This window comes from Ruegeria sp. CDSA221 (genome assembly GCF_059611825.1).
On sequence record NZ_JBXWPK010000002.1, the window covers coordinates 230,303 to 246,972 of the forward strand.

Genomic DNA, 16,670 nt, shown 5'->3' on the forward strand with positions numbered 1-16,670 from the left:
ATTTTGGTCCCGCTCAGCGGATGACAATCTCATCCGAGCGGATCATACCAAGGATCGAGCGCGCCTGCTGATCCAGTAAATCGAGGTCAAGATAGGTGTCTGAAAGCCTGCGGGTCAGATTTTCCATTTCGGCGATTTCGGTGCTCAACGCTGCAAGGTCGCGCGACAGAGCATCCCGTTCCGCTGCAATCTCGACCCGTCGAAACAGGCCATAGTCTCCCTGGACGGCAGCAAAGGTGAAATACACACCCAGCATGAAAGCCACCGAGAAAAAAGCAACTGAGCCCAAACCGGGCCGATGGGAACGGGACACTCTGTTTACCGCCGTATGAAGTCTGCCTCAATGTCGTGCCATTATGCTTGGCATCTGACTGCACTATGTCACAGGTGATTCGGCTTGTGAATCCCCCGATTCGCAAAATTACCCGTGCAGCTGAATTTATTGTTCCAGCGCGGCGACACCGGGCAGGGTTTTACCTTCCATCCATTCCAGGAATGCGCCGCCTGCTGTCGAGATATAGGTGAAATCCCGCGCCGCGCCGGACGCGTTCAGGGCGGCTACGGTATCACCACCGCCCGCGACCGAGACCAACTGGCCCGAACGGCTGAGCGCGGCAGCTTTCAGTGCGGCCGCATTCGTTGCGGCATCGAACGGTTCCAGTTCAAAGGCGCCCAAAGGGCCGTTCCAGATCAGGGTTCGGCTTTGGCTGATGACTTCAGTGATAGCGGCGACACTCTCGGGGCCTGCATCCAGGATCATGCCGTCTTCGGGGCATTGGTCTGCGGGCAAAACCTGATGCGGCGCATTGGCCTGGAAGGCTTTTGCAACAACCACGTCACACGGCAAAACGATCTGGCAACCAGAGTTTTCCGCCTTGGCAAGAATCTCTGCGGCAGTGTCTTTCATCGCGATTTCGGCCAGCGATTTGCCGACACTGATACCTTGTGCCACCAGAAAGGTGTTGGCCATGCCACCGCCGATGATCAGGTGATCCACCTTGTCGATCAGGTTGCCCAGCAGCTCCAGCTTGGTTGACACTTTTGCCCCACCGACCACTGCTGTTACCGGACGCTCGGGCGCGCCAAGAGCGCTTTCAAGTGCCTGCAGCTCGGCCTGCATCAGCCGACCAGCGCAGGCAGGCAGCAGGCGAGCGATAGCTTCGGTTGAGCTGTGGGCGCGGTGCGCAGCGGAAAAGGCGTCGTTGCAATAGACCTCGCCCAGTTTGGCCATGCCAGCAGCCAGATCAGGATCATTCTTGGTTTCCGCGGCATGAAAACGGGTGTTTTCCAACAGCAATACTTGCCCGGCTTGCAGTGTGTCTGCGACAAGCTCGGCCTCGGTTCCGACGCAATCGGCTGCGAACAGAACTTGCGCACCAAAGGCGCTTTCCAATGTGGGGATAAGTTGTTTCAGCGACAGGCTCTCGCGCCGCTCTCCGCCCGGGCGTCCGAAATGGGCTAGAAGGATAGGCTTGCCACCTGCGGCGAGAATATCGCGTACTGTGGGTACGATGCGCTGAATCCGGGTAGCGTCGGTCACGACCCCATCCACCACGGGCACATTGATATCCACGCGCACCAGCACGCGTTTACCGTTCAGGTCCATATCGTCCAGTGTTTTCCAGCTCATCGCGCGATCCTCGTGTTTGGCAACCGATCTAGGCGGTTCTTTTCCTGCATTTTGCCCTCAGGTCAATGCGTCACTTGGCTTTCGCGTGCGTGGCGCATAGGTATTTGCGCAAGACAAACGACAGGAGGGCCACATGGCCGAGATCAAGGATCCCGAAAACACAATCATCATCGAGCTGAAGGGCGGCAATGTCGTCATCGAGCTGCTGCCAGATGTGGCCCCGCAGCATAGCGCTCGGATGAAGGAACTGGCGCGCAGCGGTGAATATGACAACGTGGCATTTCACCGTGTGATCGACGGTTTCATGGCGCAAACCGGTGACGTGCAGCACGGCGATATGGAAGACGGATTCAACCTGCGCAGTGCAGGCACAGGCGGGTCATCGCTGCCGAATGTTCCGGCAGAGTTTTCGAAACTGCCGCATGATCGCGGCACGTTGGGCGCGGCTCGGTCGCAGAATCCGGACTCGGCCAATTCGCAGTTTTTCATCAACTTTAGCGACAACCATTTCCTGAACGGCCAATACACGGTCTATGGCCGTGTTATCGACGGGATGGAGCATGTGGACGCCATTGTTCGGGGCGAGCCACCTGCAAGCCCGGATCGTATGATCAGCGTCAAGGTGGCTGCCGATGTATAAGCTGGCCGCCGCATTTGTCCTGTTGGCCGGTCCTGCACTGGCCACGGGCCTAGAGATCGAGATTGAGGGCGAGGGGGCCAATGGCACCGTAACCGTTGATCTGTTTGACGATATTGCCCCCAAGCATGTTGAACAAATTAGCGCCCTTGCCGCTGCTGGCCAGTATGATGGCGTGGTGTTTCACCGCGTGATCGACGGCTTTATGGCTCAGACCGGTGACGTTGAACACGGTCGGGTCGGTGGCGATATGCGTCGTGCCGGTACTGGCGGTTCGGATCGGCCGGATCTGCCAGCTGAGTTCTCGGACTATAACTTTGATCGTGGTGTTATTGGCATGGCGCGGGCGCAGGATCCCGACAGTGCCAACTCGCAATTCTTCATAATGTTTGAACCTGGGCCGTTCCTGAACGGTCAGTATACGGTTGTCGGTCAGGTCACTGACGGAATGGACGTTGTTGATGCGATCAAGCGGGGCGAAGGCCCGAACGGAGCCGTAATCGGCCAGCCGGATGCGATGAAAAAGGTCACCGTGACCGAATAGATAAAAGGACCCCGGTGCCTGGTCAGGTGCCGGGGTCTTTTTGTAAGCGTGCGCTTGGATCAGTCGTCAGACATGGCCTTCCAGATCAGCGCACCAATCGCGCCACCAATCAGCGGGGCAGCCCAGAACAACCATAGCTGAGCCAGCGCCGGCCCATCGGCAAACAGGGCAACACCGGTTGACCGTGCCGGGTTGACAGATGTGTTGGTCACCGGGATCGAGATCAGGTGGATCAGCGTCAGCGCCAGACCGATGGCAATCGGCGCGAACCCTGCCGGAGCACCGCTTGAGGTCGCGCCCAGAATGATCAGGATGAAAAATGCCGTCAGTACGATCTCGATCACCAAGGCGGACATCATCGAATAGCCCATGGGTGAAGCCTCGCCATAGCCATTGGACGCAAAGCCTCCAACCCCGGCGAAATCTGGTGCGCCGCTGACGATCAGATACAGAACAGCCGCTGCTGCAATGGCTCCGATGACCTGAGCAATCCAATAGGGCAGCAGATCCTTAGCCGGGAACCGTCCGCCGATCATTAAACCCAGACTGACTGCCGGATTGAAATGCCCGCCTGAAATGTGGCCAACGGCAAATGCCATAGTCAGCACTGTTAGGCCAAAGGCGAAAGATACGCCCAACCAGCCGATACCGACATCCGCGACGCCAGCCGCTAAAACAGCGCTACCGCAACCGCCAAGCACCAACCAGAATGTACCGAAAAATTCAGCCATGAGTTTTGTTGACATGAAAAGTCCTCCGAAAACCAATGGGCTGTAGTGTAATCCAAAACGCAGAAATATCGAAGCTACTCATCACACATAGAAATTCGGCGGAGAATGAAGGGGTATTTGGGCGCGCTTGCCACGTCAAAAGTGGGCAGATAGACCTATGGGTGTGGCATGGAAATATGGGTTCAGTCTACGATGACGTCAAAGACGAATAAGCCGGTTAAGGCCAAGTTATTGCCGGATGATCCGTTCTTCCCGCTTATTCAGGATGCTTATCGCGTTTTTAAACGTCCAAAGCCAAGCAGCATCGAGGTCTGCGAAGGGTGCTGCATGGAACCGGATATCGAGGCTGATTTCTTTCACCCGCCCATTCAGGAACTGCCGTTGCACTATCTTCAGGACTGGTATTTTGCAGCGAGTGATCCGGGAGGGATTGCCAAGAATACCTGGGCCTATCTTTTGCCGCGTGTGCTAGAGGTCTTGGCCTGTGGCGAAGAGGTAAGCTCTGTCGGGATCGAAGTCAGCCTGAGCCGGTATCCGACGGGACAGGCCCGGAACTGGTCGTCGGAGGAGTGGCGTGTCCTGGACGATTTCCAGAAACGCTTTCTTCTGAAGGCGATCGAAGGGGGCTCAGAAGAATGTCTGGACGATACGCTCTGCATGTTTCGCCTCGGGGGTTGGCCAATGGATAGCCTTTTGGCGCAAGTAGCCGCAGTTAAAACGGCGACTTTGGCAGAACGGTTCTGGCAGGACTGGTGTTACGGGTATGCGCCCTCGGTTTGGATCACGGCCTTCTGGGAAAGCCCCGACGGCACGGCTGCATTCGATTTTTACACGTCTGAAGTCATGTATCGAAGAATGCAGCAGCTTGCCTTTGATGACGGCACGCCACCAGAATTGTCCGAAAAGGCGCTGATGGTCGCAGAAGTGATCGAGGCCAATGCGACCTGGAACCAACCTGATCAGTGAAAGCCTTTCGGTCAGAATTGCAAAAGAAAACGCCGCAGGCTGTCCCGCGGCGTTTGTTTCCTGTCAGTCTGTCAGGATTACTGTTTGACGTCAGCAGCCGGGTTAGCGCCCGGTTTTCCGCTGCGGCCAGGGTTCAGAGGATCGTCCTGACGCTGAACGGAGCCTTCGAAATGCGCGCCGCTTTCGATGGCGATTGTCTTGTGAATGATGTCGCCTTCGACCCGTGCGGTCGAGGTCAGGCGCACTTTCAGGCCACGCACGCGGCCAACGATACGGCCGTTGATGACAACGTCATCTGCAGTGACTTCGCCCTTGATGGTCGCCGTTTCACCGATGGTCAGCAGATGCGCACGAATGTCACCTTCCACCGTACCTTCGACCTGAATGTCACCCGAGGTTTTCAGGTTGCCGGTGATGTGCAGATCCGAAGACAGGACCGATGCGGGTGGCTTGGGTTTGGGCGCGGTGCTGGCCTTGGTTTCCGTCGGTGCAGGGGTTGCCGGAGTGGCCGGAGCGGCAGGCTTGGCGGCCTCTGGGGCATTGGTTCCGGGCTCGTTGATTTTGCTCTTAGAAAACATTTCTTGCAGCCTTGATGTAAGTCATTGGGTTAACTGGTTTTCCGTTTACGCGAACCTCATAGTGCAGGTGCGTTCCGGTCGACCGTCCGGTGTTACCCATATCAGCAATATGATCCCCGCGCGAGACCCTTTGGCCAACCTTAACCCGTAACTTGGTGTTATGAGCGTAAAGTGTCTCAATTCCAAAGGCGTGCCGGATTTTGACCAGACGCCCGAAACCCGATTGCCAGCCCGCATGGGTGACTACGCCGTCGGCGGTCGCAAAGATATCAGTTCCATGTGCACCTGCAAAATCGGAACCGTTATGCATGCGACGACCGCCCGTTTTAGGGTCACGGCGCGTGCCAAAGCCACTGGTAAAGCGGACAGCCGCTTTCACCGGGCTGGCAAACGGGGCCTTTTCTGCTGCGATACGATAGAGGTTCAGCTGGTCCATCTGTTGCAACAGAGTGTTCGCGCGGATCTCGTCGGGGGTCAGGTCCTCACCGCGCGTGCTGAAGGAAATTGGGGTGAGGGGGCCACCCATGCCGCTATAGCCACGCCGTACTTCTTCAATGATACGGTCAGTTGGCATACCTGCCTGTCGGAACATCTTGTCGAGCGGTTCGACCGAGATGATCATTGCTTCTTCTAGCTGACGGAAAATTTCGTCGCTGCGTTCCTGCATCAGCCGGATCTCAAGCTCGAGATCGTCCCGCTGATCCAATGCGTTCCGGGCGTCGGCTGCGATCTGATCACGCTCTTGCGCGGTGCGAGTCAGAGCAACGGTCATAAATTCCATCTGTTCGGGGCTGGCAGTGTTTGCCAACATGAGCCCATCATCGGAATCTGATTGTTGCAGCGCCGCAAGCTCCTGACGGGCAAATTCCCGTTGTTTCATGGTGGTGCGCAGGGTGGACTGGATTACCTCGATCCCCGTTTCCAATTCACGGCGGCTGTTTTCGGACGCCAGCAGCTCGGATTGCATCGCAGAGATCTGTTCAAGCGCAGCGTTGAACCGGTCCTGAGCCATCAGAGCCTCATGAGCGCGCACGTCACGCTCTGCTGACAGGATATTCAGCCGCTCCTGATATGTCGCCTGATCGCGCTTGGCCTGTTCCCGGAAGTTGCCTGATCCGATGCTGTCCATCAACAGGATTGCCGTAGTGACCGCAGTCCAGCCAACAAACAGGGCAACACCAGCAACTGCAAAGATTTGTGTCTCTGAGCTGAGCCGGATGAACCGTGTGTCATTGTCAGATTTCAGAAAGACCCGGCGTTCCGGGAAGTGCTGCTCAAGCAGCGAATGTAGTTTGATTGCCAGACGTGTTCGCACGCGCCTTACCTCTCGATCCCCAAATTCGGGATCGGTTGTGAGTGGTCTCCGTCCCTTGGGGCAACTGAATAGAGGGGACGTCCGATTTGGGCAAGTTTGTTAACTAGTTCACACAACAAACAGGGTTAATCCCGCCAATTCTCGGCGAGAAATTGCCGATTACATCAACTGGAGGATGTTTCAAAGACCGCTATGACCGTGCATGCCGACCTAGCAGGCAGAGCCGGGCGGCGGCAGGCCTTCGGTCAGCGGCCAATAGAAATCCGGCGGTAATCCGGCTTCGGCCCGCTTTTCTTCGTTGAAGGGCGGTTTAAGAACGCCATGAAAATAGCGCCGGACCAGATCGTGAAAGATACCCTTTGGGTCAGCGTTCTCGCGTCCGCAAAGGAAATGGAACCACTTGGACCCGTAAGCAACATGCCCGACTTCTTCGGCGTAGATCACCTCGAGCGCTGCAATGGCCTGTTCAGCCTTTGCCTTGCGGAAGATGTCAATCATGCCGGGGGTCACATCCAGACCCCGCGCCTCAAGCACCATTGGCACTACGGCCAAACGGCCCATCAAATCTTCTGCTGTATCTTCGGCCGCGCGCCACATACCCGCATGGGCGGGCAGGGCGCCGTAATGACTGCCCATCTGTTCCAGGCAATCGCAGACCATTTCGAAGTGGCGCGATTCCTCTTCGGCGCATTTGACCCAGTCGTCGTAGAAACCGATAGGCATAGGGACATGGCCAAATCGGGCGATTATATCCCAATGCAGATCAACTGCGTTCAGTTCGATATGGGCGACCGCGTGTAGCAGGGCAATGCGCCCAGCCTCGGAGCCGGGGCGGCGCCTTGGGACATCCCGGGGGGACAGCAAATCCGGTTTGTCCGGTCGGGCGGGATTCAACGGCGGTGTTGCGGTGCCCACTTCAATCGCAGGAGCGTCCCCTGATCGCGCCGCAAACCAAGCTGCGGCATGGCGCTTGGACAGGGCGGTCTTTTCGCGCCCGTCTGCTGTGGTCAGAACTTCGGTCGCCATTTGGGTCAGTGTTTTCGACACCGGGATATCTCCGCTTTCAAGATTTGTGCGGGTCATAATCCGGATGACGACCGCGGTGAAGGGGTTACAGCGCGCGCACGGCTTCCAGTACCTCTTCCACATGGCCGGGCACTTTGACCTTTCGCCAGATGCGAGCGATCTTACCGTCGGCGTCAATCAGAAAGGTTGAACGCTCGATCCCCATCGACTTGCGCCCGTACATGTTCTTCTCGACCCACACACCGTAATCCTCGCAAACGGTCGAGCCTTCGTCGGACAAAAGTGGCGTCGTAAGACCGTGTTTGGCGACGAATTTGTCATGCTTAGCCACCGTGTCGCGCGAGATGCCGAAAACCTGGGCGCTGGCATCAGCAAAGGCTTGAAGTTGTTCCGAGAAACCGATGGATTCCTTGGTGCAGCCCGGCGTATCATCACGGGGATAGAAAAACAAAACGACGGCGCTGCCTTGCAGGTCTGACAGCGTAACCTCACCACCGCCGTCGCGGGGCAAAGTGAAACCGGGGGCGATGTCTGTAACGTCGGGCATTGGAAACTCCGCTAAAGGTTTTTAAGTGCTGCCTGACATCATGGTTTGGTGCAAGCAGGTAATAGGGCGTGGGTCGGAATTTGGCGCGGCAAGAAGATACACAAGAAGGCCCGGACGGGAAGCCCCGCCGCCGTCGGTCACGCCGCCGCATCGCTGCGTGGGGGATCGTCGGAACCTTCCTGTTGCTTTGCCTGCTGGCCTTTGGCGGCTGGTTCTTTCTGATTGGCAAACAGCTGCACGCACCCGACTGGATGCGGGCCCAGGCCGAAAAACGGCTGGATCAAAGCCTTGGGGGGATCAAGATCCGCTTTGGCGATGCCAGCTTTATTGTCAACGAAAACTGGTTGCCACGTTTGCGACTGACGGACGTGACCATAAGCGACGCGGCGGGACAACAGATCGCGCAAGTGGCGGATATGCGCACACGGTTGTCGATGCGGTGGCTGCTACGGGGGAAAATCCGGCCGCGCACGATTACCCTGCGCGATGCCCAAATCGCATTGACCCGCGGATTGGACGGGGCGCTTTCGTTGACAGTCGGTTCTGGCAGTGCACCGGTTCAGCGGGCGCGGACATTGATCGAGTTGATCGAGGAATCTGACGATGTCTTTTTGTCACCGCTGCTGTCGGGCCTGCGGTCGGTCGAGCTTGAGTCGTTGACGCTGGACTATCAGGATTTGCGCCTGTCGCGCGCCTGGGTTTTCGACGGCGGACATATTTCGATCATCCGTACCGGTGACGAAATGCGCATGTCCACCGGGTTCTCTGTTCTGACAGGGCGCGATTATGCCAGTTCGATTGAGGTAAATTATACCAGCGTACTTGGAACGCCCCAGGCAAGCTTTGGCTTTGCCATAACCGACCTGCCTGCCGAGGATATTGCAAGTCAAAGCCTTGCCTTGTCATGGTTACAGGTCCTTGACGCTCCGATCTCGGGCGCGGTGCGCGGCAGCGTTGATGGCAACGCGGCGCTGGGGCCGTTATTTGCGACCCTGAACCTTGCGGCAGGCGCGGTGCAAGCCAACCAAGAGACAAAACCGATCCCGTTTGAATCCGCCAGGGCTTATTTCAGCTATGACCCAAGTCGGCAGGAGCTGGATTTCGACGAGGTTTCTGTGGTCTCTGCCTGGGGGTCCGTTCAGGCCGAGGGAAGGGCCTTTTTGAGAGGTATCGAGAATGGACTGCTGGAAAGCCTGACCTCTCAACTCCGCCTCAGCAGCATCGACATCAACCCGGCTGGGCTGTTTCCGGAACCCCTCAAGTTGGCGCGTGCCGACCTTGATCTGAAGATGAAGCTGGCCCCGTTCGAGTTGCGCCTCGGACAGATGACGGTTGAAGACGAAAACCTAACGCTGCGTGCTAGGGGAAATCTGATTGGTGAAGCCGAAGGTTGGTCGGGGTACCTCGAGGCTCATCTGGACGAGTTGGAGTCAGGCCAGTTGCTGAGATACTGGCCCCAATTACTTGCCGAAAAGCCGCGTAAATGGGTGTCCGACAATTTATATGAAGGCCGGCTCTCGGATGTCGATTTTGCATTACGGTTGAAGCCGGACACCAAGCCGGACATTTACTTGGACTTCGGGTTCGACGACGCCAAAGTCCGCTTTGCCAAAACTTTACCTCCGGTCCAGGACGCTCAGGGGCAGGCCAGCCTGATCAACCAACGGTTTACCGTGACAGCCGAGAAAGCGGTTGTCATTGCCGATCAGGGCGGCCCGATAGACGGGTCAGGAACATCCTTCATTATTCCGGATACGTCGATCAAAAAGCTTTCGCCGGCGATTGTGCGCGTCAAGGCCAAGGGCTCGGCAACGGCCGCCTTGTCTTTGATGGATCGTCCCCCTCTGCAGCTGATGACAAAGGCAAATTTGCCCGTGGATGTGGCCTCTGGCGATGTGGAACTGTCAGGCACCTTATCTCTGCCGATGAAGAAGGGGCTGAAGTTCGATGAAACCCAGTTTCACTTTACTGGTAAGATTGGTGATGTGCACAGTGATCGCTTGGTCAAAGGTTTTGTCGTCAGCGCGCCTCAGTTGACTATTTCAGGTGACCAATCCGCTGTCGAAGTCGGCGGCGACGGATATTTCGGCGACGTGCCCCTGCAGGCAACCTGGCGCCAGCCTATTGGGGGTCGAGAACCGAAACCCAGTGAACTGAAAGGGCAGATCGAGATTTCGCCCCGGTTGGTGACCGAGCTGCGTGCCGGGTTACCAAAGGGTATGCTGACCGGAAAAGGCGTGGCCGACATAACCTTGGGCATCGGTGCTGGCCGCCCCCCGAAACTGACGGCGACATCGGATCTGGAAGGCGTAGTGCTGTCTATCCCCGAGCTCGGGTGGCGCAAAGGCGCTGGTACCAAGGGGTCGATGGATGTCGAGGCAACGCTGGGCGATCAGATGCGCGTGGATACACTTCGGCTGGATGCGGCGGGGTTGAGAAGCCTGGCCTCCATTAATTTCAAAAATGGTGCTTTCGATCGTGTTGAGTTCAGCTCATTCGAACTGGGGAACTGGCTTGCGGTTCCGGCGGAGCTGATATCACGGGGATCAGCCTTGCCCGACATCAGGGTTCTGGGGGGCGTGATGAATCTGGGGGGCGCGACCTTTGGATCCTCCGAAGGTGGTGGCGGTGGTTCCGGGCAGGGGCCCGAGCTGGATGTAGTGTTGGATCGCCTCCAGATTACAGAGACGATCGCCCTGACCGGGTTCAAGGGAAAATTTGCGACAACTGGCGGTGTCAGCGGCGCGTTCACGGCGAATGTAAACGGCGGTGCTGCTGTGCGCGGACAGGTGTCCCCGCGCGGAGGGCGCAGCGCCGTCAATCTGACCTCTGGTGATGCAGGCGACGTTCTGAGATCGGCCAAAATGATAACCCAGGCGCGCGGAGGCAAACTGGACCTGCAACTGGAACCGGTCGGCGGGGCCGGGAACTTCGATGTCATCATGAAGATCGCGAACACCCGAATTCATGACGCCCCGGCCATGGCTGCCTTGCTGAACGCAATCAGCCTTGTTGGGCTTGTGGATGAAATGGCTGGGCAAGGCATCTTTTTCTCGAGCATCGAAAGCCGAATGCGGATTACGCCGACCGAAATCAAGGTTCTGAGCGGCAGCGCCGTCGGTCCTTCGATGGGATTGTCCTTCGACGGGACAATCGACACGGTTAGCGAAATGCTGAATTTGCGTGGCGCGATTTCCCCAATCTATCTGGTGAATGCGATTGGAAGTGTCTTCACCAAAAAAGGTGAGGGTGTGATCGCGTTCAATTATACTCTGACCGGCCCTTTGAAATCACCCTCTGTCTCGGTCAACCCTCTGTCAGGGCTTGCGCCATTGTTCTTGCGCAACCTTCTAAGGGAGCCCGCGCCGAAGGTTCAGGATGGGCCAAATGCACAGAAAGCCAAGCCGGATGAGCCCAAGCGCACCTTTGGATCGCCGCCAAAAGACAACTGAACAGGGATATAGCCGAATCTGATACGACCCTGTAAGGCGCGCCCATGAAACTCAGCGATTTCGATTTCCACCTGCCCGAGAATTTGATTGCCACCCGGCCTGCCAACCCGCGGTCTTCGGCGCGTTTGCTTGTGGCCGAGGGCGATGCAATCTCGGATGCGCATGTCTTTGACCTGCCAGATTGGCTGCGACCCGGTGACCGGCTGGTGTTGAATGATACGCGGGTCATCCCGGCACGCCTCAGCGGGCGGCGTCATCGCGACAGTGCGCAAGGGCCGGTGTCTGCGTCGATCGAAGCGACGTTGCTTGATCCGCAGGCAGATGGCACCTGGGCCGCGTTGATCAAACCGCTCAAGAAAGTCAAGACAGGTGAGTTGATCCGGTTTTCGGATCAACTGAGCGCTGAGTTGGATAGGGTGGCGGACGGGCAGGCCTTTCTGCGGTTTAACCTTACGGGGCAGGATTTCGATGCTGCGCTGGAACAGGCCGGCGCCATGCCGCTGCCGCCCTATATTGCCGCCAAGCGCCCTGCCGATGCGCAGGACAAGACGGATTACCAGACGATCTGGGCGCGCAACTCCGGGGCAGTGGCCGCGCCCACCGCGTCGCTGCATTTTGACGAAGCGCTGATGCAAGCGCTTACCGCGCGCGGTGTTTCTGTTTCCTACGTTACGCTTCATGTTGGTGCCGGAACGTTTCTGCCAGTCAAGGTCGAGGACGTGACGACCCATAAGATGCATGCAGAATGGGGCAGGGTCAGTGCGGAAGCCGTCAGTGAAATTCGTGAAACCAAAGCCGTAGGTGGCCGTGTCATTCCGGTGGGCACAACCGCGCTGCGATTGATCGAAAGCGCCGCCCGCAGTGGGCAGATCGTACCCTGGGAGGGCGATACCGACATCTTCATCTATCCGGGCTTTCAGTTTTACGTCACGGATGCGCTGATCACCAATTTCCATCTGCCGAAATCCACGCTGCTGATGTTGGTTTCAGCTTTGATGGGGCAGGATCGGATGCAAGAGGTTTATGAGCACGCGATTGCGCAGAACTATCGGTTCTTTTCATATGGGGATGGGTCGCTTTTGATCCCTTGAGCGGCGTGTTGTCGGGATCGTTGCGTTTCGATGTCGTAGACAAGCTGGCTCAAAGCCGTTTTTGATATAAAAACGAATCTCTAGTTCAGGTTAGCAATCTCGGAGGCCTCTATGCTTCAGGTCATTACCAGCGCGTGGTCACTTCTTCTTGGCATGGGCCTGCTTATGATTGGCAATGGCCTACAGGGCACAATCCTGGGCGTTCGAGGCGAGATCGAAGGGTTTTCGACCCTTCAGATGTCTGTTGTGATGTCAGCTTATTTCGTAGGTTTCCTCGGAGGTTCTCGCCTTGCACCGGAGATGATCCGGCGGGTTGGACATGTGCGGGTCTTTGCTGCGCTAGCTTCTTTTATTTCGGCCGTGATGATCATGTATCCGATGTTGACCGAGCCAGTCGCGTGGGCTTTGGGGCGTGTTGTGATCGGGTTTTGTTTCTCGGGCGTGTATGTCACCGCTGAAAGCTGGTTGAACAACGCGGCCAATAACGAGAACCGGGGCCAGGCGCTTTCCCTTTATATGATCGTACAGATGACTGGGATCATCACTGCTCAGGGGCTTATGCTGGTTGGCGATCCTGCTGGTTACGAAACCTTTGTGATCGCATCCATTCTGGTTTCGGTTTCCTTTGCTCCGATTCTGCTGTCGATTTCACCGACACCGGCATTTGACACGACCAAGCCCATGACATTGCGTGATCTGATGGGGAAATCACCACTGGGCTGCGTCGGCATGTTCCTGCTGGGCGGTGTGTTCTCGGCCCAGTTTGGTATGGCGGCGGTATATGGCGCGCGCGCTGGGCTGACACTGGTTGAGATTTCGACCTTCGTGGCCGCCTTCTATATCGGAGCAATTCTGCTGCAATATCCGCTGGGTTGGTTCTCGGACCGGATGGATCGCCGGTTCCTGATCATGCTGGCGGGTATCATTGGTGCTTGCGGGGCGGCCACTGCGATGATGTTCGGGTCGACCTCATTTCCGTTCCTTCTGGCCTCGGCCTTTGTGATCGGAGGCATGTCTAACCCACTGTATTCGCTGCTGATTGCGCATACGAATGACTTTCTGGAGCATGAGGATATGGCGGCGGCCTCTGGCGGACTGGTCTTCATCAATGGAATGGGCGCCATTGCCGGCCCGCTGATTACCGGGTGGTTGATGGGCGATGACGTGTTCGGACCGTCGGGCTTTTTCCTGATCATCTTTGCACTGCTTGCAGCCACTGCGGTCTATGCGATGTATCGCATGACACAGCGTGCGGCGATTCCTGTGGACGAGACGGGCACGATGTCTCCGCTTTACCCAACGGCCTCGCCGGTGGCGTTCGAATTGGCGCAAGAGGTGGCTATCGAAGCCGCCGAAGCCGATCAGGAAACGCAAGATGTAGCCTAGGACACGAAATTATGTCGCAAGTGTTGCAAATTTTTACTGTCACAAATCTGTAAATCAGCCTTAAATGACGTTACGTCCCTGGGGAGGGCAAAACGACGGAGCAAGGCAATGGTAGGGCCTGAAGAAGTATTGAGTTTTTGGCTGGATCAAGTGGGTCCAGATGGTTGGTATATTGAGGATGAAGCGCTAGACGCAGAGATCCGCGAAAAATTTCTTTCCACATGGGAAATTGCTAATGAGGGAAAGTTCTCTCTCTGGCTGACATACCCCAGCGGGGCACTGGCCTATATCATTCTGATGGACCAGTTTCCTAGAAATATGTTCCGCGGCAGTGGTAAGGCGTTCGCCACTGACAAGGCGGCCTTGTCGGCAGCGAAATGCGCCATCGACAAGGGCTGGGATCTGAAGATTGACGAACCCGCGCGGCAGTTCTTTTATCTTCCACTGATGCACTCGGAAAATCTGTGTGACCAAGAGCGTTGTGTACGCCTGATGTGCCAGAATATCGACGAATCCAAGTCAACCAACCTGCTGCATGCAAGGGCGCATAGGGAGGTGATCCGAAAGTTCGGCCGTTTCCCCTATCGTAACGAAGCATTGTCGCGCCCCATGACCGAACATGAGGCCGCCTATGTAAACATGGGCGGGTACGGATCCACCGTCCGAGAGCTTCAGGCCGCAGGTTAGCCTTCGACCGAACAACCTTTGATTGTGATAATACGGTCGGCCACAGTGTCGGCCGTTTTTTCTATTGCGGTGCCGATGAAGGCGTCAGGCGTTTCGGCAACCGCAACGATACGAGACTGCGCCGCCTGCAGCGTATCTTCGATTTGGCTCAGACGGTCGAGCGTTTGCGAGACCCGTTGGGCGGTGGCGGTGTCGGCAAGCGCGCCATTGACTTGTATTGTCGCGAGTTCAGTGCGAAGTGCTGCCAATTCACTGCGCACCCCTTGAACCTCTTCGCGCAAAGGGGCGACGATCTGAACCTTCTGTGAAAAATCAGACATCAGGGACTGCGCTGTTGTGGTCAGCTTCCAGCCCAAAAACAAACACAAGGCCACCAGGATAAGCGTGGCGTTGATTAGGGCGAGGACCAGATCTTTCAGCGTTTTAGCCATGTTATGCCTTTCGCGTAAATGGATTTAGAATGGAGCAACTGGGATACTTAGCTATCTTCTAGCGTTTCGAACGGGTGCGGTATAGGCTCGAACCTCTGCAATCCGTATGGGTTTACCCTGCGTAGCTTTTGTCGCGGGGACTAAGTGTTGAAGGGTGGCTGGTATTAGTTTAATGGTAAACTAATTTGGAAATGACCTGCTCCGAGAGGGAAACATGGCAGCACAATCTTTTGATCTGATCGTAATCGGCGCTGGTCCTGGCGGGTATGTCGCAGCCATTCGCGCAGCACAGCTTGGTTTGAAAACCGCCGTGGTCGAGCGCGAACATCTCGGGGGGATATGTCTTAACTGGGGCTGTATCCCAACCAAGGCGCTGCTGCGGTCTTCAGAAGTGTTCCACCTGATGGAGCGCGCAAAGGATTTTGGGCTGAAGGCCGAGAAGATCGGATATGATCTGGATGCTGTGGTCAAGCGATCGCGCGGTGTCGCCGGGCAACTTTCGGGCGGTATCGGTCACCTGCTGAAAAAGAACAAAGTGACGGTTGTCATGGGCGAGGCGACGATCCCGGCCAAGGGCAAGGTCTCCGTCAAGACCGACAAGGGCAGCGAAGAGTTGACAGCCAAGAACATCGTTCTGGCAACCGGCGCGCGCGCCCGCGAGCTTCCCGGGCTGGAAGCGGATGGTGATCTGGTTTGGACTTACAAACACGCCCTGCAGCCGCCACGGATGCCAAAGAAATTGCTGGTCATCGGGTCGGGTGCAATCGGGATCGAGTTCGCTAGCTTCTACAATACGCTCGGTGCAGATACGACGGTGGTTGAAGTCATGGACCGCGTTCTGCCCGTCGAGGATGCCGAGATCAGCGCCTTCGCCAAGAAAGCCTTTATCAAACAGGGCATGAAGATCATGGAAAAGGCGATGGTCAAGCAGTTGGACCGCGCTAAGGGTAAAGTCACTGCGCATATCGAGGTGAAGGGAAAGGTCGAAAAGCACGACTTTGACACCGTGATTTCTGCCGTGGGCATCGTCGGCAATATCGAAAATCTGGGGCTTGAGGCTTTGGGTGTCAAAATCGACCGGACCCATGTTGTGACTGACGAATTCTGTCGCACCGGTGTCGATGGCCTGTATGCCATCGGTGACATTGCCGGAGCGCCATGGCTGGCGCATAAAGCAAGCCATGAGGGTGTCATGGTGGCCGATCTGATCGCCGGGAAACATGCCCATCCGGTCAAACCCGAAAGCATCGCGGGCTGCACCTATTGCCATCCGCAGGTTGCGTCGGTCGGCTATTCCGAGGCGAAGGCGAAAGAGCTTGGCTATGACATCAAGGTCGGCCGTTTTCCCTTCATCGGCAACGGCAAGGCAATCGCGCTTGGAGAGCCCGAAGGGCTGGTCAAAACAGTCTTCGACGCCAAAACCGGAGAGCTGTTGGGCGCCCACATGATTGGCGCGGAAGTCACTGAGTTAATTCAGGGGTATGTGGTCGGGCGGCAGCTTGAAACCACCGAAGAGGATCTGATGAACACAGTGTTCCCGCATCCGACTTTGTCCGAGATGATGCATGAAAGCGTTTTGGACGCTTACGGGCGTGTGATCCATATGTAACTCAGGGCAGGGGGTACCTCTGCCGATCTGCGGCACATTA

At 56.8% G+C, this 16,670-nt stretch carries 16 protein-coding genes; 8 read left to right on the plus strand and 8 right to left on the minus strand.

Features of this window, described 5'->3' with window-relative positions:
* Positions 1–13: 13 nt before the first annotated feature.
* Together AC2FJ5_RS03545 and AC2FJ5_RS03550 are read right to left on the minus strand one after the other, a co-directional pair.
* Entirely contained in the window at positions 14–313 is a 300-nt protein-coding gene (locus AC2FJ5_RS03545; protein ID WP_185956602.1) for an FtsB family cell division protein, read from the minus strand.
* 126 nt (positions 314–439) lie between these two features.
* Complete coding sequence (locus tag AC2FJ5_RS03550) at positions 440–1,630, minus strand: phosphoglycerate kinase (RefSeq protein ID WP_496792479.1); 1,191 nt, start codon at positions 1,628–1,630, stop codon at positions 440–442.
* Between the two features lie 133 nt (positions 1,631–1,763).
* Between AC2FJ5_RS03550 and AC2FJ5_RS03555 the strand changes: the two genes are divergently transcribed.
* The gene (locus tag AC2FJ5_RS03555; RefSeq protein ID WP_271947577.1) at positions 1,764–2,270 is read left to right on the plus strand and encodes a peptidylprolyl isomerase; all 507 of its coding nucleotides are present in this window, start codon (positions 1,764–1,766) and stop codon (positions 2,268–2,270) included.
* Positions 2,263–2,811 carry a peptidylprolyl isomerase gene (locus AC2FJ5_RS03560; protein ID WP_142633219.1) on the plus strand — a complete coding sequence of 183 codons (549 nt, stop codon included), beginning with the start codon at positions 2,263–2,265 and terminating at the stop codon, positions 2,809–2,811. The genes AC2FJ5_RS03555 and AC2FJ5_RS03560 overlap by 8 nt, the downstream gene beginning before the upstream one ends.
* Positions 2,812–2,870: 59 nt before the next feature.
* Here AC2FJ5_RS03560 and aqpZ read toward each other — a convergent pair whose 3' ends face one another.
* Positions 2,871–3,557 carry an aquaporin Z gene (gene aqpZ, locus AC2FJ5_RS03565; protein WP_496792481.1) on the minus strand — a complete coding sequence of 229 codons (687 nt, stop codon included), beginning with the start codon at positions 3,555–3,557 and terminating at the stop codon, positions 2,871–2,873.
* A 177-nt stretch (positions 3,558–3,734) separates the two neighbouring features.
* Between aqpZ and AC2FJ5_RS03570 the strand changes: the two genes are divergently transcribed.
* Positions 3,735–4,508 carry a hypothetical protein gene (locus AC2FJ5_RS03570; protein ID WP_496792482.1) on the plus strand — a complete coding sequence of 258 codons (774 nt, stop codon included), beginning with the start codon at positions 3,735–3,737 and terminating at the stop codon, positions 4,506–4,508.
* Between the two features lie 77 nt (positions 4,509–4,585).
* Here the strand turns inward: AC2FJ5_RS03570 and AC2FJ5_RS03575 are convergent, their stop codons facing one another.
* From AC2FJ5_RS03575 to AC2FJ5_RS03590, 4 genes are all read right to left on the minus strand, one after another.
* Complete coding sequence (locus AC2FJ5_RS03575; protein WP_271947570.1) at positions 4,586–5,086, minus strand: bactofilin family protein; 501 nt, start codon at positions 5,084–5,086, stop codon at positions 4,586–4,588.
* Positions 5,076–6,401, minus strand: coding sequence for a DUF5930 domain-containing protein (locus AC2FJ5_RS03580; RefSeq protein ID WP_496676091.1), 1,326 nt, complete (start codon positions 6,399–6,401; stop codon positions 5,076–5,078). The genes AC2FJ5_RS03575 and AC2FJ5_RS03580 overlap by 11 nt, the downstream gene beginning before the upstream one ends.
* A gap of 210 nt (positions 6,402–6,611) precedes the next feature.
* Positions 6,612–7,484, minus strand: coding sequence for a ferritin-like domain-containing protein (locus tag AC2FJ5_RS03585; protein ID WP_496700521.1), 873 nt, complete (start codon positions 7,482–7,484; stop codon positions 6,612–6,614).
* A gap of 28 nt (positions 7,485–7,512) precedes the next feature.
* Complete coding sequence (locus AC2FJ5_RS03590) at positions 7,513–7,974, minus strand: peroxiredoxin (protein WP_496792483.1); 462 nt, start codon at positions 7,972–7,974, stop codon at positions 7,513–7,515.
* A 68-nt stretch (positions 7,975–8,042) separates the two neighbouring features.
* Here AC2FJ5_RS03590 and AC2FJ5_RS03595 point away from each other — a divergent pair, with 68 nt between their 5' ends.
* From AC2FJ5_RS03595 to AC2FJ5_RS03610, 4 genes are all read left to right on the plus strand, one after another.
* Complete coding sequence (locus AC2FJ5_RS03595; protein ID WP_496792485.1) at positions 8,043–11,426, plus strand: YhdP family protein; 3,384 nt, start codon at positions 8,043–8,045, stop codon at positions 11,424–11,426.
* A 44-nt stretch (positions 11,427–11,470) separates the two neighbouring features.
* Positions 11,471–12,517, plus strand: a complete 1,047-nt coding sequence (gene queA / locus AC2FJ5_RS03600; RefSeq protein ID WP_496792486.1) for a tRNA preQ1(34) S-adenosylmethionine ribosyltransferase-isomerase QueA — start codon at positions 11,471–11,473, stop codon at positions 12,515–12,517.
* Positions 12,518–12,628: 111 nt separating this feature from the next.
* Positions 12,629–13,903, plus strand: coding sequence for an MFS transporter (locus AC2FJ5_RS03605; protein ID WP_496693406.1), 1,275 nt, complete (start codon positions 12,629–12,631; stop codon positions 13,901–13,903).
* Positions 13,904–14,011: 108 nt separating this feature from the next.
* Positions 14,012–14,590: a DUF924 family protein gene (locus AC2FJ5_RS03610; RefSeq protein ID WP_142633241.1), complete on the plus strand. Its 579-nt coding sequence runs from the start codon at positions 14,012–14,014 to the stop codon at positions 14,588–14,590.
* Here AC2FJ5_RS03610 and AC2FJ5_RS03615 read toward each other — a convergent pair.
* Positions 14,587–15,021, minus strand: coding sequence for a hypothetical protein (locus AC2FJ5_RS03615; RefSeq protein ID WP_496792487.1), 435 nt, complete (start codon positions 15,019–15,021; stop codon positions 14,587–14,589). The two genes, AC2FJ5_RS03610 and AC2FJ5_RS03615, sit on opposite strands and share 4 nt — an antisense overlap.
* A 214-nt stretch (positions 15,022–15,235) precedes the next feature.
* On the opposite strand from AC2FJ5_RS03615, the gene lpdA reads away from it, so the two are divergent.
* The gene (lpdA, locus tag AC2FJ5_RS03620; protein ID WP_271947557.1) at positions 15,236–16,630 is read left to right on the plus strand and encodes a dihydrolipoyl dehydrogenase; all 1,395 of its coding nucleotides are present in this window, start codon (positions 15,236–15,238) and stop codon (positions 16,628–16,630) included.
* Positions 16,631–16,670: the final 40 nt, after the last annotated feature.